Raw genomic sequence first — 18,244 nt, forward strand, 5'->3', positions numbered from 1 at the left:
GGGTCCCAACTCTGGCCTAAACAACTCCACCGCGCGGGGGCGACCCGGCGCCATCAACTCCCAGGCGGCAGATAGCGATGTCCATCCTTGATTCGATCCAGCGTCAGATCCCGCCGATCCACAAGGAGGGCTATCCCTTCATTGGCGGCTTTGCGCTGGCAAGCCTGATCCTGTTCTGGCTGTGGTCGCCGCTCGGGTGGATCGGCACGATCCTGACCGTGTGGTGCGCGCTGTTCTTCCGCGACCCTGTGCGCGTGACGCCGGTACGCGAGGGGCTCGTGGTGTCGCCGGCCGACGGCCGCGTCTCGATGATCACCATGGCGCTGCCGCCGGCCGAGCTCGGGCTCGGCGACCGGCCGCTGCCGCGCATCTCGGTGTTCATGAGCGTGTTCAACTGCCACGTGAACCGCAGCCCGATCGCGGGCAGGGTGGATCGCATCGCCTACCGGCCGGGCCTGTTCATCAACGCCGAGCTCGACAAGGCGAGCGAGGACAATGAGCGCAACTCGCTCGTGATCACGACGCCGACGGCGCGGATCGGCGTGATCCAGATCGCGGGGCTCGTCGCCAAGCGCATCGTCTGCTTCGTCAGGGAAGGGCAGGCGATCGGGGCGGGCGAGCGGTTTGGCCTGATCCGCTTCGGCTCGCGCCTCGACGTCTACCTGCCCCTGGGTACCAAGGCGCTGGTGTCGGAAGGGCAGACGGCGATCGCCGGGGAGACGATTTTGGCCGATCTTGCCGGGGACGACCCAAGCCGCGCCTACCGCGCCAATTAACCAATAGTCGGTCCAAAGGGGCCTTCCGCCGCAATGGCGGAGGGGAACAGGGCTTGCTATATCTCGCATTGAGATAAGGACGAGCCATGACGCCCTACGACTTCAAGGATCCCGACGTCCGCCGCCGGCGGTTCCGCCCGATTCCGGTGCGGATGCTTGTGCCCAACGTCATCACGCTGCTGGCGATCTGCGCCGGCCTGACCTCGATCCGCCTGTCGATCGAGGGGCGGATGACACTCGCGGTCTACGCCATCGTGTTCGCGGCCGCGCTCGACGGCATCGATGGTCGCGTCGCGCGCATGATCAAGGGCCAGTCCAAGTTCGGCGCCGAGCTCGACAGCCTCGCCGACTTCGTCAATTTCGGCGTCGCGCCCGGCCTGATGCTGTACTTCTGGCAGTTGCACGAGCTCGGCAATGCCGGCTGGATCGCCGCCATGGTGTTCGCGATCTCCGGGGGCTTAAGGCTCGCGCGCTTCAACGCCACCATGGACGATCCGAACAAACCGGCCTTCGCCGCCAACTTTTTCACCGGTGTGCCAGCGCCGGCCGGCGCGATCACCGTGCTGCTGCCGATCTACGTCGCGTTTCTCGATCTCGGCCGGCTGCCCGCGGCGGTGACGGCGGCCTATACGCTCTTGATCGCCTTCCTGATGGTGTCGCGCCTGCCGGTATTCTCCGGCAAGACCAAGCGCATGCGCGTGCCGCCCGAGCTGGTGCTGCCGGCGTTCGTCGCGGTGATCGTGTTCATCGCTATCCTGATCGCCTATCCCTGGCACGTGCTGTCGATCGGCACGGTGCTGTATCTGCTCGGTTTGCCGCTCGGCTACAAATCCTACCGCGACCAGGCGCGCGCGATGGCGGCCACCGCGCCGTCCGGAGGCGAGGTCCCGTCGCCGCCTTCGGCGCCGACGCTGGCCAATTTGTCGGAGCCGCCGCTCGACGATGACCGGCCCGGACGGCTGCACTAAAGCGCGATGAGATTTGGCTGAATCGTCATCGCGCTTTAGGTCGTTGTTTGAGCATGATCTTTTCGGAAAACCGCTGCGCACTTTTCCGGATCATGCACTGAGCGGTTTTCGCGGATATCTGCCATGAAGGCGGCCGAGTTGGGTTGAAGCCCGATCTCGGCTATATCGCCCTGTGCCGGCGGCACCGCGCCAACAGCGGCCGCCAATCTGGGAGAGAACGCCGTGACTGATAAAGCGACCGGGCCGCTGCCCGCTTCCGTCCTCGAAGCGCTGGGCCGCTATGACACCCCGACGATCTGCAATGCCATGGAGATCGTGGCGCCCGAGCGCCGGTTGATCGGCTACACCACCAAGCAACTGGTCTGCCCATTTCCCGACCTCCCGCCGATCGTCGGCTACGCCCGCACGGTTGCGATCCGCTCGGTGCTGAAGTCCTCGCTGCCGGCCGAAGAGCAGTCCAAGCGCCGCATCGAATATTACGAATATGTCGGCACCGGCCACGGTCCGCGCATCTCGGTGATCCAGGACATCGACGGTCCCGACGTCGGCTACGGCGCGTTCTGGGGCGAGGTGCAGAGCAACGTGCACAAGGCGCTCGGCTGCCTCGGCGTCATCACCGACGGCTCGATCCGCGACATCCCGCAATGGGCCCCGGGCTTTCAGGCGCTGGCCGGCTCGATCGGCCCGTCGCATGCCTGGGTGCATGCGGAAAGTTTTGGTGGCGAGGTGCGCGTCGCCGGCATGACCGTGAAATCCGACGACCTGATCCACGCCGACCAGCACGGCGCGATCGTGATCCCGCTCGACATCGCCGCAAAGCTTCCCGAGGCTGCCGAACTCTGTGGCCGCCGCGAGACGCCGATCCTGGAGATCGCGCGCAGCCCCGACTTCTCGCTGGAGAAGCTGAAGGCCGCGCTGAAGCGCTCGGCGGAGATTCACTAACGGGCGACCGAACGACTTAGGGCCGCGTTGCCGGCCGTGGGCCGCCCTGTTCCGTCAGAAACAGGGCGGCCTGATCCGGCTCGCCGAAGACCGCGGCGGCGCATCCGATCAGGGTGAAGCCGCCGGCGAGATCCCAGAGGGTGATGTCGTCGGCATTATCAGGGACGTGAATCAAGCGCGCTGCGATCACGGCAAAGCCGGCCTCGACAAACAGCAAGACGCTGAACGCCGGCAGGACGAGCCCTGGCTCGAGCAGGTGGAGCGCCAGTACCGCGGGCAGCGCGGTGAGAAGACCGAACAGCGTCAACATGGCAAAACGGCTCCTGCGATGGAGCATGCCGCCCGGCGATAGAATACTGCATGATCTGTCGTCGCGGATGTGGCGCAGGGCCGCAGTCGGAGGACGCACAATGAAGATGACTGGCAAAACCGTCCTGATTACCGGTTCGACGGACGGCGTCGGCCGTCACGTCGCGCGCCGGCTGGCCGAAGCAGGTGCGAGGGTCCTGATCCATGGCCGCAATGCCGTGCGCGCGAAAGCGCTGATCGACCAGATCGTGCAGGCCGGCCACGCCGCGCCGACATTCTACCAGGCCGACTTGTCGTCGATGTCAGGCACGCGAGAGCTCGCCGCGGCCGTTCTCCGCGATCACAGGCATCTCGATGTGTTCGTCAGCAACGCCGGCATCGGCTCGCAGAACGACGGACCGCAACGTCAGGAGAGTCCCGACGGCTACGAACTGCGCTTTGCCGTGAATTACCTCTCGGGCTTCCTGCTTGCGCACTTGCTGCTGCCGCTGTTGACGTCCGCTGCACCTTCGCGCGTCGTCAATGTTGCCTCCCTCGGTCAGCATCCGATCGATTTCGACGACGTCATGATCAGCAAGGGCTACAGCGGCTCGCGCGCCTACGCACAGAGCAAGCTCGCGCAGATCATGTTCACCATCGATTTCGCGGAGGAGTTGAAGCGCATGGGCATCACCGTCAACGCGCTGCATCCGGCGACCTACATGAACACCACGATGGTGCGCGCCGGCGGCATCACGCCGATCTCGACGGTGGAGCAGGGCGGTGCGGCGATCCTGCACCTCGTCGAAGGCGACGACGTCGCCGGCAAGAGCGGACTGTTCTTCAACGGCATGAACGAGACCCGCGCCAATCCGCAGGCCTACGATGGCGGCGCACGCAGGCTCCTGCGCGCACTCAGCCTCGAGCTGACCGGGCTTTCGTCCTGAGCTGCCGTCCTGGCGCCCCGCAATCATGGTTAGCGAAGTGTTGAGATTCCCGTCGGTCGCGGGCAAAGCCGGCGCCCTGTCAGCGCGCTGCGTCGGTCTGGCGCCCCGGCTCAACTTAACCTTTACGCGGCTTTAAGGGGGGCACTCTAGGGTTTCCGATGCGGTTCGGGGTTGGGCCGCGCCAGCGGCCAGGACGGCCGTTGTTGCGTTCGCGTTGGAGTGTCCCATGGATATCATGACGAGCGTCGGGCTCATTGCGGGCATCATCGTCATTACGGCGATGATCTTCATGGGCGGCGACCTCCACATGTTCATCTCCGAACATGCCATGATCATCATCTTCGGCGGCTCGGTCTCGGCCACCATGATCCGCTTTCCGCTCAGCGCGCTCCTGCACGGCCTTCCGCTCGGCGCCAAGTTCGCTTTCACCATGAGCCGCCTGTCGGCGCACGACCTCGTCGACGAGCTCGCCCGCATCGCCGAGATCGCCCGCAAGCAGGGCCCGGTCGGCCTCGAAAAGGTCGAGACCGACGAGCCGTTCCTGGCCAAGGGCATCCGCTACGTCGCCGACGGCTACGACCTCGACTTCATCCGCGACAATCTCGAGCGCGACCGCGACAACTTCCTCATGCACCTCGACGAAGGCAGCAAGATCTACCGCGCCATCGGCGACTGCGCTCCGGCCTTCGGCATGATCGGCACCCTGATCGGCATGGTGCAGATGTTCGCCAACATGACCGATCCCTCCAAGCTCGGCCCGTTCATGGCGACCGCGCTGCTCGCAACCCTGTACGGCGCGCTCGTCGCGAACCTGTTCTGTCTGCCGATCGCCGACAAGCTGCACGGCAAGCTGCTCGACGAGGAAACCAACCGCACGCTGATCATCGACGGCATCCTGATGATCCGCGACTCCAAGAGCCCGACGCTCGTGCGCGAAATGCTGCTGGCCTATTTGCCGGAGAAGCATCGTCACGCCGAAGGCGAGCCGGTGCCGGCGTAAGGCCGCCGCCCGGGATCTCGAGAGATGGCCAAGAAGAAGCGCGGCGATGCTCACGGTGGCGGTCACGGCTGGTTCGTGACCTTCGCCGACCTGATGGGCCTGATGATGAGCTTCTTCGTGATGCTCGTCGCGTTCTCGACCCAGGACGCCAACAAGCTGAAGATCGTCGCCGGCTCCATGCGCGATGCATTCGGCGTGCAGAGCGAGGCGCGCTACGCCGGTATCGTCGAGTCCGACGGCCTGCCGACCCGCCCGCGGCTGAAGAACGTCGACCACATCCAGCCCGAGGACGCCTCCAACACGCCGACGCCGGATCAGGAGGACCGCGACCGCACGTCGGGCGCGAAGATCAAGGTTGACCGCAATTTTGCGCTTGCCGCCGCCTCGCTGCGCCAGGCGTTGCAGGACATGCCGGAACTGACCGAGATGTCCAAGCACATCATGTTCGAGGAGACCAAGCAGGGCCTCAACCTGGAGATCGTCGATCAGGATGGCCGCTCGATGTTCGCCGACGGCTCCAAGGTGCCGTATGACCGCACCCGCCGCCTGATCGAGAAGCTCGCGATCCCGCTGAAGGCAACGCCGCTCCGTGTCTCCATCGCCGGCCACACCGCCGCCGGATTCGTGCCGACCCGCAGCGACTATGCCGCCTTCGACCTGTCGGCCGATCGCGCCAATGCCGTGCGTCAGATCCTCGAACGCGAGGGCCTGCCGCCGTCTCACATCTTCGCCGTCGCCGGCAAGGCGGACACCCAGCCGTTGTTTCCGGACGATCCTTCGCTCGCGGCCAACCGGCGGGTGACGATCACGCTGATGCGCGAGGATCCGCCGCTGCCGCCGAATTTGAAGCCGTAGAGCGTTTCGCGCGAAGCGGCCTCCGGTTTCGCGTGAAGAAAACGCGTCAAACCCGGAATCTCGAGGCCCGCTCCGCTTCCCGCGGAGCGGACGGCTCCAGGCACTTGCGCTACCATCTTACCTGAGGCATGTCGTCGCGCTGGCGACGATCGTTGCTGCGCCGTCACAGCATCCGCCCCGGCGGCTGCTATGGTGGTGTGCCGATTGACAGGCGCGCCGGAACGGTCAAAAGGCGCCGGATCAATTCTCGCGAAGAAGCGTTTCTCATCTCACATGACGGCGAGCATCACATCGACCGACGCTCAGGACGGGCCGGTCACCTCGGGTTTCTGGGGCCTGACGCTCGGAAGCATCGGTGTTGTCTTCGGCGATATCGGCACCTCGCCGCTGTACGCATTCCACGAGGCGGTCAGGGGCGCGGCCCATGGCGAGCCGGTCTCGCGGGTCATGGTGCTCGGCGTGCTCTCGCTGATTCTCTGGGCGCTCTTTATCGTCGTCACCGCCAAATACGTCCTGCTCCTGCTGCGCGCCGACAATAACGGGGAGGGCGGCACGCTCTCGCTGATGGCACTCGGCCAGCGCGCGCTCGGGCGGCGAAGCTGGTTTCTGATGGCGCTCGGCGTGGTCGGCGCCTCCATGTTCATCGGCGATTCCATGATCACGCCGGCCATCTCGGTGCTGTCGGCGGTCGAGGGTCTGAAGCTCGTGACCCCCGCCTTCGACCACTATGTCGTACCGCTCACCGTCATCATCCTGGTGTTGCTGTTCGCGGTCCAGAGCAAGGGGACGGCGCTGGTGGCCTCGGCCTTCGGGCCGGTGATGGTGATCTGGTTCACCGTTCTTGCGGTGATGGGCGCAGTCCACATCGCCGACGATCCGTCGGTGCTGGCGGCCATCAATCCCTATTACGCGCTGCAATTCCTGCTGTCGCACGGCACGATCGGCCTGGTGACGCTGGGCGCCGTGTTCCTGGCGGTGACGGGCGGCGAGGCGCTCTACGCCGATCTCGGCCATTTCGGCCGCAAGCCGATCCAGTCGGCCTGGATGTTCTTCGTGCTGCCCGCGCTCCTGATCAACTATTTCGGGCAAGGCGCGCTGGTGCTGTCCGACCCCAGCGCGATTGAGCATTCGTTCTATCGCATGGTGCCCGAGAGTCTGGTGCTGCCGCTGGTTGGACTTGCGACCGCGGCAACCGTGATCGCGAGCCAGGCCGTGATCACCGGCGCCTATTCGCTGGTCTATCAGGCGGTGCAGCTTGGCCTCCTGCCGCGCTTCGAGGTGCGCTACACCTCCGAGACCCATGCTGGCCAGATCTATCTGCCGCGTGTGAACCGGCTGCTGCTGATCGGTGTGATGCTGCTGGTGCTGTTGTTCCACACCCCCAGCAATCTGGCTTCGGCCTACGGCATCGCGGTCTCCACCACGATGGTCGCCGACGGCGTCATGGGCTTCGTCGTGATCTGGAAACTGTGGAACTGGCGCGCTGCGACGGCTGCGGCGGTGATCGTGCCCTTCGTCGTCGTCGACATAAGTTTCTTCAGCGCCAATCTGCTCAAACTGCTCGAGGGCGCCTGGGTGCCGCTGCTGTTCGGCGCGGTCATGGCCGGGACCATCTGGACCTGGCGCAAAGGGACGGGGATACTGCTCCAGAAGACGCGCCGGATCGAGGTGCCGCTCGACGACCTGATCCGCAGCCTCGAAAAGCGTCCGCCGCACATCGTCAAGGGCACCGCGGTGTTCCTGACCAGCGATCCCGCCTTCGTGCCGACCGCGCTGCTGCACAATCTCAAGCACAACAAGGTGCTGCACGAGCACAACGTGGTCCTGACCATCGAGACCGCGCACACGCCGCGGGTCGAGCTGTCCGAGCGGTTCCGCATGGAGAAGATCAGCGACAAGTTCTCCAAGGTCAGGCTGCGCTTCGGCTACATGGAGCAGCCGAACGTGCCGAAAGCGCTGGCGATCGCCCGCAAGCAGGGCTGGCAGTTCGACATCATGTCGACCTCGTTCTTCGTGTCGCGAAGGTCGCTCAAGGCCTCGGCGCAGTCGGGCATGCCGCTGTGGCAGGACCATCTCTTCATCGCGCTGAGCCGGTCCGCCAACGACGCCACCGACTATTTCCAGATTCCGACCGGGCGGGTGGTTGAAGTCGGCACCCAAGTCACCATCTGAACGCAATTGGCCTACTCATGCAAATTTCGCATGGCAAGGGCCCAAAATCGGGCTAGGCTATGCCGGCAGCGCAGGACTATAAGCCGCGCGCTCTTTCGCCGTTGTGCAGTGAAGCATTCTAGAGGCCACTGGGCTCTCCCATGACAAGTGACGTAGCGATTTCCGCCCCGGAAACGGCGGCGGCCAATGGGCATGGCGAAGCCCACACCACCGCCCGTTTCGGTGCGCTGACGCTCGGCAGCATCGGCGTCGTCTACGGTGATATCGGCACCAGCCCGCTCTACGCGTTCCGCGAGGCGGTGATGGCGGCCTCGGGCGCGGAGGGGGTGCCGACGCCGGCGGCCGTGCTCGGCGTGCTCTCGCTGATCCTGTGGGCGCTCATCGTCGTGGTGACGCTCAAATACGTCGTGATCCTGCTCCGCGCCGACAACAATGGCGAGGGCGGCACGCTGGCGCTGATGGCGCTGGCCCAGCGCGCGGTCGGCACCGGCGGGGCGACCATCGTCCTGCTCGGCATCATTTCCGGCGCCCTGTTCTACGGCGACGCCGTGATCACGCCGGCGCTTTCGGTGCTGTCAGCCATCGAAGGCATGAAGGACGTCACCCTGCACTTCGAGCCCTACATCGTTCCGTTGACCGTGATCATCCTGGTCGGCCTGTTCGCCGTGCAGTCGCGCGGCACCGCCCGCGTCGCCGCGTTCTTCGGTCCGGTGATGTGCGTCTGGTTCGCGGTGATCGCGATCGCGGCAATCCACCCGATCATCGAGCAGCCGCAGGTGCTGTTCGCGCTGAACCCGCTCTACGCCGTGTCCTTCATGTTCCACCACGGCATCATTGGTTTCGTGACGCTGGGCGCCGTGTTCCTGGCGGTCACCGGTGCCGAGGCGCTCTATGCCGACCTCGGCCATTTCGGCAAGCGGCCGATCCAGACCGCCTGGCTGTTCATCGTGCTGCCATCGCTGGCGCTGAACTATCTGGGGCAGGGTGCTCTCGTCCTCGGCGATCCCGGCGCGATCGTGAGCCCGTTCTTCCAGCTGTTCCCGCAAGGCTTTTTCCGCGGCTGCATGGTCGTTCTCGCCACCGCCGCCACGGTGATCGCGAGCCAGGCCGTCATCACCGGTGCCTATTCGCTGACGCGCCAGGCGATTCAGCTCGGGCTGCTGCCGCGCTTCGAAATTCGCCATACCTCTGAAGCCCATTCGGGCCAGATCTTCATCCCGCGCATCAACCAGCTTCTGCTGGTCGCGGTGGTGCTGCTGGTGCTGCTGTTCCGTTCCTCCAGCGCGCTGGCATCGGCCTATGGCATCTCGGTCACCGGGACCATGGTGGTCACGGCGATGATGGGTTTCGTCGTGATCTGGAAGGTCTGGAAGTGGTCGCCGTTCGCTGCCGCCGCCCTGATCGTGCCGTTCCTGTTCCTCGACCTGACCTTCCTCGCCGCCAACCTGCTCAAGGTGTTCGAGGGCGGCTGGGTGCCGCTGGCGCTCGGCGCGCTCATGATCATCCTGATGTACACGTGGCGGCGCGGCAGCCGGCTGCTGTTCGAGAAGTCGCGCAAACTCGAATTCCCGCTCGCCGACCTCGTGGCGATGCTGGAGAAGCGGCCGCCGCAGCGCGTGCCCGGCACCGCGGTGTTCCTGACGTCGGACCCGCTCAGCGCCCCGACCGCGCTGATGCATAGTCTGAAACACTACAAAGTACTTCACGAAAAGAATGTCATTCTCACCATCGAGACCGCGCAGACTCCGCGGATCGATCCGGCCGAGCGGGTGAGGCTGGAGCAGATCTCACCGACCTTCTCCAAGGTGACGCTGAAGTTCGGCTTCATGGAATCGCCCAATGTGCCGAAGGCGCTGGCGATCGCCCGCAAGCTTGGCTGGCAGTTCGACATCATGTCGACCTCGTTCTTCCTGTCGCGCCGGGCGCTCAAGCCCGCCGCCCATTCCGGCATGCCGCGCTGGCAGGACCGGCTGTTCATCTCGCTCAGCCGCTCCGCCAACGACGCCACCGACTATTTCCAGATCCCCTCCGGCCGCGTGGTCGAGGTCGGTACTCAGGTCACGATCTAGCCCCACCGCCGTCGTCGCCCGGCTTGACCGGGCGACCCAGTACTCCGAGACAGTTGTGGTTGAATCGATAGGCCGCGGCGTACTGGATTCCCCGCCTTCGCGGGGAATGACACCGAGCGCGTGGTGGGATGCGAAGCAGGAGTTTCAGGCATCCTGAACGCCGCACTTCAAGTCGCTGCGATTTAGCTTTAACTTGCGGCATGCAGCTCAAGCCTTTGTAGCGCTTGATTTTCGCCTGCCGAGAGGCGAGGTTGCCGCCCGCCGGGATCGCCCCGGCAGGCGGCTCGTGACGTTGGAGGATGATGTGGCAAACCAGGTACAGGATCTGACCCCGGACGAGGTCTCCAAGGGTGTCGCGGAAGGGCGCTATCTCCTTGTCGACGTGCGCGAGCCGAACGAGGTCGAGGCCGAGGCCTATCCCTACGGCGTCGTCGTGCCGCTCTCGACCTTCGATCCCAAGGCGATCCCCGATCCGCAAGGAAAGGAGGTCGTGTTCGCGTGCCGCTCCGGGAAACGCTCGGTGACGGCCTCGCTCGCGGCGCAGGCGGCGGGTCTGCCTTATGACAAGCATCTGGCCGGCGGCATGCTGGGCTGGAAGGCGGCGGGACTTCCCAGCAAGGTCGGTGGCTGACCTCGCGATGACGACCAAGAGCTCCTCGCTGAACAAGGTCTTTGCCGACCTTCCCGTCACCATCTTCGAGGCGATGTCGCAGGCCGCACGCGACAACAACGCCATCAATCTCGGCCAGGGCTTCCCTGATGATCCCGGGCCTGAGGACATCCGCCGCGCCGCGGCCGATGCCTCGCTGAACGGCTACAACCAGTACCCCTCGATGATGGGCCTGCCGGAGCTGCGCCAGGCGATCGCGACTCATTACGGTCACTGGCACGGCCTCAAGCTCGATCCGATGAGCGAGGTGATGGTGACCTCCGGCGGCACCGAGGCGCTGACCTCGGCGATCCTCGCGGTGGTCCAGCCCGGCGACGAGGTGGTCTGCTTCCAGCCGGTCTATGATTCCTACCTGCCGATCATCCGCCAGGCCGGCGGCATTCCGCGCCTCGTCCGCCTCGAGCCGCCGCACTGGCGGTTGAATGAGGACATGCTGAAAAGCGTCTTCAATTCAAAGACCAAGGCGGTGCTCTTCAACAATCCCCTGAATCCGTCCGCAGTGGTCTATCCGCGCGAGGACCTTGAGCTGCTCGCCCGCTACTGCCAGGAGTTCGACGTCATCGCGATCTGCGACGAGGTCTGGGAGCACGTCACCTTCGACGAGCACAAGCACATCCCGCTGATCACCATCCCCGGCATGCGCGATCGCACCATCAAGGTCGGCTCGGCCGGAAAGATCTTCTCGCTGACCGGCTGGAAGATCGGCTTCGTCTGCGCCGCGCCGCCGCTGCTGCGGGTAGCCGCCAAGGTGCACCAGTTCCTGACCTTCACCACCGCACCGAACCTCCAGGCCGCCGTCGCCTATGGGCTCGGCAAGTCCGACGACTACTTCCTGTCGATGCGCAAGGATTTGACGCGGAGCAGGGACCGCCTGACCAGGGGACTGGAGAGCCTCGGCTTCCCGGTGCTGAAGTCGCAGGGCACCTACTTCCTCACCGTCGACCTGTCGCCGCTCGGGCTCAACGAGAGCGACACCGAGTTCTGCTGGCGGATCGTGAAAGACTACAAGGTCGCGGCGATCCCGGTGTCGGCCTTCTACGAGCAGGACGCGGTGACCTCCGTGGTCCGCTTCTGCTTTGCCAAGAAGGACGAGACTCTCGACACCGCGCTGGAGCGGCTGTCGGACGCGGTGCGCGGACGCAAGAGGTGGGAAAGATGACGAACGTCGGCCGCCCCTGGCGTTGCCTTGGTTTTGCAATCGCCGCGGCGCTGACGTTGCTTTCCGCCCCCGCAGGGGCCGAGGAGCGGGTCGTCAACTTCTACAACTGGTCCAACTACATGGCGCCTGACGTCCTTGATGCCTTCACCAAGGAGACCGGCATCAAGGTGGTCTACGACACGTTCGATGCCAACGAGACGCTGGAGACGCGCCTGATGGCCGGCAAGTCCGGCTACGATGTCGTGGTGCCCACGGCCTATTTCCTGCAGCGCCAGATCAAGGCCAACATCTTCCAGAAGCTCGACAAGTCGAAGCTGCCGAACCTCTCCAATGCCTGGCCGGTGGTGACCGAGCGCCTTGGCATTTATGACCCCGGCAATGTCTACGCCGCCAACTACATGTGGGGCACGACGGGCATCGGCTACAACGTCGCCAAGGTGAAGCAGATCCTGGGAGCCGACGCGAAGATCGACAGCTGGGACATCGTCTTCAAGCCGGAGAATTTGGCGAAGTTCAAAGACTGCGGCGTCCACATGCTCGACTCCGCCGACGACATCTTTCCGGCGGCGCTGAACTATCTCGGGCTCGATCCGAACTCGACCAGGCAGGCCGACCTCGAGAAGGCCGCCGAAATCGTCGCCAAGGTCCGACCGTCCGTGCGCAAGTTTCACTCGTCCGAATATCTCAGCGCACTCGCCACCGGCGAGATCTGCTTCGTGGTCGGCTGGTCCGGCGACATCATGCAGGCCCGCGCCCGCGCGGCGGAGGCCAAGAAAGAGAATAGCAGCGGCGTCGAGATCGGCTACACCATTCCGAAGGAGGGCGCGCAGATGTTCTTCGACAATCTCGCGATCCCCGCCGATGCCAAGAACGTCAAGGAAGCCTACGATCTGATCAACTATCTCTACCGTCCGGACGTCGCCGCGAAGAACTCGGACTTCCTGTCCTACGCCAACGGCAACCTCGCCAGCCAGAAGCTGGTCGATCCGAAGATCCTTGGTGACAAGAACATCTATCCGGACGAGGCGACGCTGGCAAAACTGTTCGTCATCACGGCGCGCGAGCCGGCGACACAGCGGATCATCAACCGGCTCTGGACCAAGGTGAAGACGGGGCGGTAGTCGCTCTGGGAACCGCCCGGAAGCCAAAATCTGCAAAACAACCCCATGCACAGTAGAAGCGTCACCTGCGGGTCGCCGGCGGTGGCGGTGCATAAGTCGCGATGACGCCTGGCTTCATCGACGCGCGGACGCAATGACCTGAAACAGCGCGCGCGGCGCCGATCCGCGGCCGGTCTTCTCAGATTGCGCATACAACCTGACGTCGTTGCGATGGTATCCGGATGTGTCCGTGGGGTGACAGCGTCCGGCGCTGTTCCGGTGTATGGAACCGGAATACATTCGTTCATAGGAATTGCCCCGATGAAGAAATTTGTTCTGGCTGCGGCCGGCTCGTTGCTGTTCGTCACCGCTGCGTCGGCGGCTGACATGGCCCCGCGTTACACCAAGGCTCCTGTCGTGGCGTCGGTCTACAATTGGGGCGGTCTCTATCTCGGTATCAACGGTGGCGGCGGTTCTGCGCACACCTGCTGGGACATCTTCAACGATTCCGGCTTCCCGATCGTGCCGTCAGTTCCCGAGGGGTGCCACAACGCGACAGGCGCCACCGTCGGTGGACAGATCGGCTATCGCTGGCAGGCGACCAACTGGGTGTTCGGCCTGGAGGCGCAGGGCAACTGGGCCGATTTTAGGGGCAGCAACGCGGGCCAGTATGCCGTCTTTGGTACCACCTCTCTCCTCAACGACGTCACCAAGGTCGACGCCTTCGGCCTGTTCACGGGGCAGGTCGGATACGCCTTCAACAACGTGCTGCTCTATGCCAAGGGTGGTGCGGCCGTCGTTCACGACAAATACTCGCTCACGGTGACGCCGGCCGGCGCGGCCGCTCTCGCGCCGTTCTTCGCCGTCGTCGCCGGCCAGACCGGTGCCGTCGGCTCCGAGACGCGTTGGGGAGGGACCGTGGGAGCGGGAATCGAGTTCGGCTTCGCGCCGGGCTGGTCTGTCGCTGTCGAATACGATCATCTGTTCATGGGCAGCCGGGACGTGACCACGAACCCCATTGCCCCCTTCGCCGCGCCGCCAAGCACCCACCGCATCAGCCAGGACATCGACATCGGCACGGTGCGCGTGAACTACACGTTCGGTGGACCGGTGGTCGCGAAGTACTGAACGGTTCGAGAGCTTGAATGCGAGAGGCCCCGGTCATGCGCCGGGGCCTTTTTGTTTGGGACGAAGTCTTTCGGCAGAGAGAAGGCCAGACCCTCACCCTGAGGAGCGCGCTCTTCGCGCGCGTCTCGAAGGGCGAGGCCACCGGCCGGGCCTGCATCCTTCGAGATGCGCGTTCCGCGCTCCTCAGGATGAGGAATAGGTAGCCGCGTTAGCCGTTTGGCGGCTCGCTACCGCCACCGTCTGTGCAGCCAAAGCCACTGCTCGGGATGCTCGCGCACCCAGCCTTCCACCACGCTTGTGATCGCCTGCGTCGTGCCCTGGATGTCGATCTTGCCGTCGGCACCGCGCACCGGCTTGATCTCCTCGGTCAGCTCGCCGCGGAAACGGTTGCCGGGCAGGCGGATGATGCGGACGCCGTGGATCGGGCATTCGACCTGACGCAGCAGGCGCGCCAGCATCGGGTTGGCGCGGGTCTTGCGGCCGAAGAAGGTGACCTCGACGCCGCCGGTCAGATACTGGTCGATCAGCATGGCGACGTGCTTGCCGTCCTTCAGCGCCTGCGCGAGCCGCAGCGGCGCATCGCGCCCCGCGGGGATCAGCGTGCCCATGTTGACCTGGCGCATCTCCTGGATGATGCGATCGGCAGAGGCGATGTTCGGCCGGCGATAGAGGATCGCAGTGTCCAGCCCATGGGCGACGGCGGCGAGCGCCGGCAATTCCCAGTTGGCGAGATGCGCAGCGAAGATCAGCGCGGGCTTGCCGTCGTCGCGGATCTGGTCGAACAGCTCGATGCCGCGCTGGGGCAATTCGATCCGGCTCTTTTCCGGATGATCGCGGTCGTAATCCCAGACCTGGTCCATATGGGCGAATTCGGCGCCGACGCGGCCGAGATTGTCCCAGACGCCCATCAGGATCTCTTCGATCTCTTCGGGCGACTTCTCCGGAAAGGCCGCGGTGAGATTGGCGCGGCCGATGCGGTGCTCGCGCAGGCGCGGGCCGATTGTCTTCACCACGCGGGAGAAGAAGTCCGAGGTCTTGGCCGGATCGAAATAGCGCGTGGTGCGCAGCATGCCGACGGTGGCGGCCCCGATCAGGCTTCCGCCGAGCGATTTGCCAGCCTCCCGCGCGCGGGCCTTGATGCTCGCAGGTAACAGCGCCATGCGTCCGGTCAGGCCGGTTCGCGGGTCAGGATCAGCGAGGCGTTCTGGCCGCCGAAGCCGAACGAGTTCGACATGACAGCCGTGACGCGGGCGTCGCGGGCCTTGTTGCCGACGACGTCGAACAGGATCGTGGGATCCGGAGTGTCGTAGTTGATCGTCGGCGGAATGCGCTGATATTCGAGGGTGAGCAGCGAGAAGATCGCTTCCACCGCGCCGGCGGCGGAGATGGTGTGTCCGACCATCGACTTGTTGGAGGTGACCGGGATCTTCTGCGCGAGCTCGCCGAACACGGCCGACGTCGTGTTGAATTCCATCTTGTCGTTTTCGGGCGTCGCGGTGCCGTGCGCGTTGATGTGGTCGATCTGGTCCGGCGTCATGCCAGCATCGGCGAGCGTCTTGTTCATGCAGCCGATGATCGGCTTGCCATCGGGCGAAGAGCGGGTGCGGTGGAAGGAATCGGTGAGCTCGCCGCAGCCGGCGATCACGCCCAGGATTTTTGCGCCGCGCGCGGTCGCTGCTTCGTAGCTTTCCAGCACGAGGGCGCCGGCGCCCTCGGCCATGACGAAACCGTCGCGGTTCTTGGAGAAGGGGCGGGAGGCCGCCTGCGGCGGATCGTTCTGGGTCGACAGCGCCGAGAGCAGCGAGAAACGCACGAGAGCTTCGGGGTTTACGGTGCCGTCGGTTGCCACGCACAGCGCGGCATCGGTCTCGCCGCGGCGGATCGCCTCGACGCCGAGCTGGATCGAGGTCGCGCCGGAGGCGCAGGCCGTCGACAGCGAGATCGGCGAGCCCTTGGTGCCAAAGGTCTCGGCGAGATATGCGGCCACCGAGCCGAACATGAAGCGGTGGTGATAGGCGCTGTACTTGCCGCCGCCGGAGATGCGCAGCAGATCGTCATAGGTGATATCCTGCGCGCCGACGGCACGGCCGAGCTCACGGCGCTGCGGCCACTCGACTTCGACCGGTGCAACCGCAAGGAAGAGCGGACCGGGGAAATCGGCCTTGGCGCCGATGCCGGCCTGCGCGAGCGCCTCCTGCGTGACGAGCTCAGCCATCCGCTCGGACAGGCCGGTGGAGGAGAACGGATCGACGCTGACGAAATCGACCGTGCCGGCCATCGTCGTCCTCAGGCCGTCGACCGGAAAGCGCGTGATGGTGCGGATGCCGGATTCGCCGGCCACGAGCTTCGCCCAATTGTCGGCCTTGCCGTTGCCGAGCGAGGTCATGATGCCCATGCCGGTGACGACGACGACGGGACGCCCGAGTTTGTCGCGTGGTGCAGTCATGTCGATCCCCCGATTGAGCTAGAGCATCCGCCAAAGCGCGACGCGCTTCAGCTTACGGCCTCGACCAGAGCCATGCCCTCGCCGCGCCAGTGTCCGGCCCCCACCACCACAATCTGGGTGGGCGCGCCCTGCATTTCAATCTCGGTCCCGGTGGAATCGTTCGGCGGGAACAGCGCACCGCGCGAGATCGACAGCGCCGCGAGCGCGATGCCAAGCGGGAATTGCGTTTCCATGGCGTGGCCGAACATCGTGCCGGTCGAACGCACCGGGAAGTCAGCATGGCCCTTCAGGAAGCCGCGCTCCTCTGACGTCGCGGGCTCCGCGCCGGTCGCGCCCGATATGATCGCGCCCTTGCCCTCGCGCCTGGGCAGCTTTTCCCAAAGCTTCTCCAGCGTCGCGGCCGTGTCGCCGGGTTGCTTGCGCCGGGCGAGGTCGGCAACGACGCTCGACAGCTTTGCGAACGGCTTTGCGCCGCGCGCTTCCGCGTGCGCCTTCGATTCCAGCACCAGGAACGCGCCGGCAGATCCCAACGCGAAACCGGGGTGATCCTTGCGCGCCCACACCGGAGCAAACTTGTCTTTCAGGTTGAAGTCGCCGAATTCGTAGAGGACCATCAGGTCTTTGCGCTCGCCATTGTGGGAGCCGCCGATCAGCGCGATGTCGCTCTCGCCCGAGGCGATGCGCGCGAGCGCAATGCGCGCCGCATCGGCACCCGCGACCTCTTCGCCCATGAAAGTGCGCGAGGTGCCGCCGAGACCGTGCACGATGGCGATGTTGCCGGCGAGCAGGTTCGAGAGCTGGGCCAGGAACAGCGTCGGCCTGAGATCGCTCATCAGCCGTTCGTTGAGGAAGCCGGGCGCATTGGCGCCCTTGACCTCGGCCGTGAGCACGCCGGAGTCGACATTGAGGTCGCGCTCGCCGCCGCCGGCGGCCACCACCATGTCGATCTTCGACAGGATGTCCTTGTTGCCCTTGATCCCGGCGGAATCGAGCGCAAGGCCCGCGGCATAGGTGCCGATGCGCTGCCAGGCTTCCATCTGGCGCTGGTCGCCCTTCTTCGGGATCTGGCTGTCGAAGGTCACAGGCATCAGGGGATGCACGATGCAGGGCGCAAAGCCCTTCTCGTCGACATTGATGCGCTTGTCCTGAAGCGCGGCCCAGTTGGCGTCCAGGCCTTCGCCGAGCGAGGTGGCGAGGCCAATGCCGGTGATCCAGACTTCCGTCTGGCCGGGCTTCAAAGCAGTGTCAGTCATGGCGATCCGGCCTGTTGCGGGAAGCCGACGCGTTTGGCGACCGCGTCCATGAAGCCGCGCATATCCGCATTGGGGAAGGGGATCTGCGTGAAGGTGAGCGTCGAATTCGCGCGCAGCTTACCGCCGACCTTGATCTTGGCCTCGGTCACCGCATAGCCCGAGCCCTGATGCGACAGGGTCGCCTCGATGGTCATGAGATCGCCGGGGAAGACCGAGCCGCGGACCTTGGCCTCCTTGACGGCGGCCAGGATCGGCATGCGCTCGAACTTGAGCATGCCGAGCTGAAGCCAGCCCGAGGCCTGGGCCATCGATTCGATCAGGAGCACGCCGGGCATCAGGGGATAGCCCGGGAAGTGCCCCTCGAAGATCGTGCTCTCCTTGGGGACCAGGGCTTCGACGACAATCGTCTTCGCGTCGACGTTGAGGTCGACGACGCGATCGATCATGTGGAAGTATTCGAGTTGCATGACC

At 65.1% G+C, this 18,244-nt stretch carries 17 protein-coding genes; 12 read left to right on the plus strand and 5 right to left on the minus strand.

All coding sequences use genetic code 11. The annotated features are described in order from the left end of the window. Positions 1-77: 77 nt before the first annotated feature. The 3 genes from J4G43_RS20855 (at position 78) to J4G43_RS20865 (ending at position 2,686) form a co-directional block, all read left to right on the plus strand. Positions 78-776 (plus strand): phosphatidylserine decarboxylase, encoded by a 699-nt coding sequence (locus J4G43_RS20855; RefSeq protein ID WP_071915128.1) that lies wholly within the window; start codon positions 78-80, stop codon positions 774-776. An 86-nt stretch (positions 777-862) separates the two neighbouring features. Then, a complete protein-coding gene (locus tag J4G43_RS20860) occupies positions 863-1,744 on the plus strand; it encodes a CDP-alcohol phosphatidyltransferase family protein (protein ID WP_028146689.1) in 882 nt (293 codons plus the stop codon). A gap of 222 nt (positions 1,745-1,966) precedes the next feature. Next, positions 1,967-2,686, plus strand: coding sequence for an RraA family protein (locus J4G43_RS20865; protein WP_208086134.1), 720 nt, complete (start codon positions 1,967-1,969; stop codon positions 2,684-2,686). 16 nt (positions 2,687-2,702) lie between these two features. On the opposite strand, the gene J4G43_RS20870 is transcribed toward J4G43_RS20865, so the two are convergent. Beyond that, positions 2,703-2,996: a hypothetical protein gene (locus J4G43_RS20870; RefSeq protein ID WP_166094405.1), complete on the minus strand. Its 294-nt coding sequence runs from the start codon at positions 2,994-2,996 to the stop codon at positions 2,703-2,705. A 100-nt stretch (positions 2,997-3,096) separates the two neighbouring features. Here J4G43_RS20870 and J4G43_RS20875 point away from each other — a divergent pair, with 100 nt between their 5' ends. The 9 genes from J4G43_RS20875 to J4G43_RS20915 all read left to right on the plus strand — a co-directional run bounded on the left by J4G43_RS20875 (position 3,097) and on the right by J4G43_RS20915 (position 14,074). Then, positions 3,097-3,921, plus strand: a complete 825-nt coding sequence (locus J4G43_RS20875) for an SDR family NAD(P)-dependent oxidoreductase (RefSeq protein ID WP_208086135.1) — start codon at positions 3,097-3,099, stop codon at positions 3,919-3,921. 226 nt (positions 3,922-4,147) lie between these two features. Beyond that, positions 4,148-4,921, plus strand: a complete 774-nt coding sequence (locus J4G43_RS20880) for a motility protein A (RefSeq protein ID WP_028146686.1) — start codon at positions 4,148-4,150, stop codon at positions 4,919-4,921. A gap of 24 nt (positions 4,922-4,945) precedes the next feature. Continuing rightward, positions 4,946-5,776: an OmpA/MotB family protein gene (locus tag J4G43_RS20885; protein WP_208086136.1), complete on the plus strand. Its 831-nt coding sequence runs from the start codon at positions 4,946-4,948 to the stop codon at positions 5,774-5,776. 273 nt (positions 5,777-6,049) lie between these two features. Next, complete coding sequence (locus J4G43_RS20890; protein WP_085404824.1) at positions 6,050-7,948, plus strand: potassium transporter Kup; 1,899 nt, start codon at positions 6,050-6,052, stop codon at positions 7,946-7,948. 140 nt (positions 7,949-8,088) lie between these two features. Continuing rightward, a complete protein-coding gene (locus J4G43_RS20895; RefSeq protein WP_028146684.1) occupies positions 8,089-10,017 on the plus strand; it encodes a potassium transporter Kup in 1,929 nt (642 codons plus the stop codon). A gap of 304 nt (positions 10,018-10,321) precedes the next feature. Beyond that, entirely contained in the window at positions 10,322-10,648 is a 327-nt protein-coding gene (locus J4G43_RS20900) for a rhodanese-like domain-containing protein (protein ID WP_008139644.1), read from the plus strand. 7 nt (positions 10,649-10,655) lie between these two features. Continuing rightward, on the plus strand, positions 10,656-11,846 hold the full coding sequence (locus tag J4G43_RS20905; protein WP_208086137.1) for an aminotransferase: 1,191 nt from the start codon (positions 10,656-10,658) through the stop codon (positions 11,844-11,846). Continuing rightward, positions 11,843-12,967, plus strand: a complete 1,125-nt coding sequence (locus J4G43_RS20910; protein WP_208086138.1) for a polyamine ABC transporter substrate-binding protein — start codon at positions 11,843-11,845, stop codon at positions 12,965-12,967. The genes J4G43_RS20905 and J4G43_RS20910 overlap by 4 nt, the downstream gene beginning before the upstream one ends. Before the next feature lie 300 nt (positions 12,968-13,267). Further along, positions 13,268-14,074, plus strand: coding sequence for an outer membrane protein (locus J4G43_RS20915; RefSeq protein ID WP_208086139.1), 807 nt, complete (start codon positions 13,268-13,270; stop codon positions 14,072-14,074). Between the two features lie 227 nt (positions 14,075-14,301). On the opposite strand, the gene J4G43_RS20920 is transcribed toward J4G43_RS20915, so the two are convergent. Genes J4G43_RS20920 through J4G43_RS20935 form a run of 4 tightly spaced genes read right to left on the minus strand, consistent with a single transcriptional unit; the run spans position 14,302 to position 18,240 of the window. Beyond that, entirely contained in the window at positions 14,302-15,234 is a 933-nt protein-coding gene (locus tag J4G43_RS20920) for a lipid A biosynthesis lauroyl acyltransferase (RefSeq protein ID WP_071915114.1), read from the minus strand. Between the two features lie 8 nt (positions 15,235-15,242). Further along, positions 15,243-16,520 (minus strand): beta-ketoacyl-ACP synthase, encoded by a 1,278-nt coding sequence (locus J4G43_RS20925; protein ID WP_208086140.1) that lies wholly within the window; start codon positions 16,518-16,520, stop codon positions 15,243-15,245. A gap of 47 nt (positions 16,521-16,567) precedes the next feature. Beyond that, positions 16,568-17,773: a beta-ketoacyl-ACP synthase gene (locus tag J4G43_RS20930; protein ID WP_071915112.1), complete on the minus strand. Its 1,206-nt coding sequence runs from the start codon at positions 17,771-17,773 to the stop codon at positions 16,568-16,570. Next, positions 17,770-18,240 carry a 3-hydroxyacyl-ACP dehydratase FabZ family protein gene (locus J4G43_RS20935; RefSeq protein WP_208086141.1) on the minus strand — a complete coding sequence of 157 codons (471 nt, stop codon included), beginning with the start codon at positions 18,238-18,240 and terminating at the stop codon, positions 17,770-17,772. Before J4G43_RS20935 ends, J4G43_RS20930 begins: the two co-directional genes overlap by 4 nt. Positions 18,241-18,244: the final 4 nt, after the last annotated feature.

Origin of the sequence: Bradyrhizobium barranii subsp. barranii, assembly GCF_017565645.3 — a bacterium.
In the GTDB taxonomy this organism is placed as follows: Bacteria; Pseudomonadota; Alphaproteobacteria; order Rhizobiales; family Xanthobacteraceae; genus Bradyrhizobium; species Bradyrhizobium barranii.

Bases quoted from the DNA above. Each gene is read 5' to 3' on its own strand.
- J4G43_RS20885 (WP_208086136.1), top strand. From the start codon at position 4,946: ATGGCCAAGAAGAAGCGCGGCGATGCTCACGGTGGCGGTCACGGCTGG.
- J4G43_RS20935 (WP_208086141.1), bottom strand. From the start codon at position 18,240: ATGCAACTCGAATACTTCCACATGATCGATCGCGTCGTCGACCTCAAC.
- J4G43_RS20880 (WP_028146686.1), top strand. From the start codon at position 4,148: ATGGATATCATGACGAGCGTCGGGCTCATTGCGGGCATCATCGTCATT.
- J4G43_RS20855 (WP_071915128.1), top strand. From the start codon at position 78: ATGTCCATCCTTGATTCGATCCAGCGTCAGATCCCGCCGATCCACAAG.
- J4G43_RS20870 (WP_166094405.1), bottom strand. From the start codon at position 2,996: ATGTTGACGCTGTTCGGTCTTCTCACCGCGCTGCCCGCGGTACTGGCG.
- J4G43_RS20910 (WP_208086138.1), top strand. From the start codon at position 11,843: ATGACGAACGTCGGCCGCCCCTGGCGTTGCCTTGGTTTTGCAATCGCC.
- J4G43_RS20925 (WP_208086140.1), bottom strand. From the start codon at position 16,520: ATGACTGCACCACGCGACAAACTCGGGCGTCCCGTCGTCGTCGTCACC.
- J4G43_RS20860 (WP_028146689.1), top strand. From the start codon at position 863: ATGACGCCCTACGACTTCAAGGATCCCGACGTCCGCCGCCGGCGGTTC.
- J4G43_RS20895 (WP_028146684.1), top strand. From the start codon at position 8,089: ATGACAAGTGACGTAGCGATTTCCGCCCCGGAAACGGCGGCGGCCAAT.
- J4G43_RS20930 (WP_071915112.1), bottom strand. From the start codon at position 17,773: ATGACTGACACTGCTTTGAAGCCCGGCCAGACGGAAGTCTGGATCACC.
- J4G43_RS20875 (WP_208086135.1), top strand. From the start codon at position 3,097: ATGAAGATGACTGGCAAAACCGTCCTGATTACCGGTTCGACGGACGGC.
- J4G43_RS20905 (WP_208086137.1), top strand. From the start codon at position 10,656: ATGACGACCAAGAGCTCCTCGCTGAACAAGGTCTTTGCCGACCTTCCC.
- J4G43_RS20920 (WP_071915114.1), bottom strand. From the start codon at position 15,234: ATGGCGCTGTTACCTGCGAGCATCAAGGCCCGCGCGCGGGAGGCTGGC.
- J4G43_RS20890 (WP_085404824.1), top strand. From the start codon at position 6,050: ATGACGGCGAGCATCACATCGACCGACGCTCAGGACGGGCCGGTCACC.
- J4G43_RS20915 (WP_208086139.1), top strand. From the start codon at position 13,268: ATGAAGAAATTTGTTCTGGCTGCGGCCGGCTCGTTGCTGTTCGTCACC.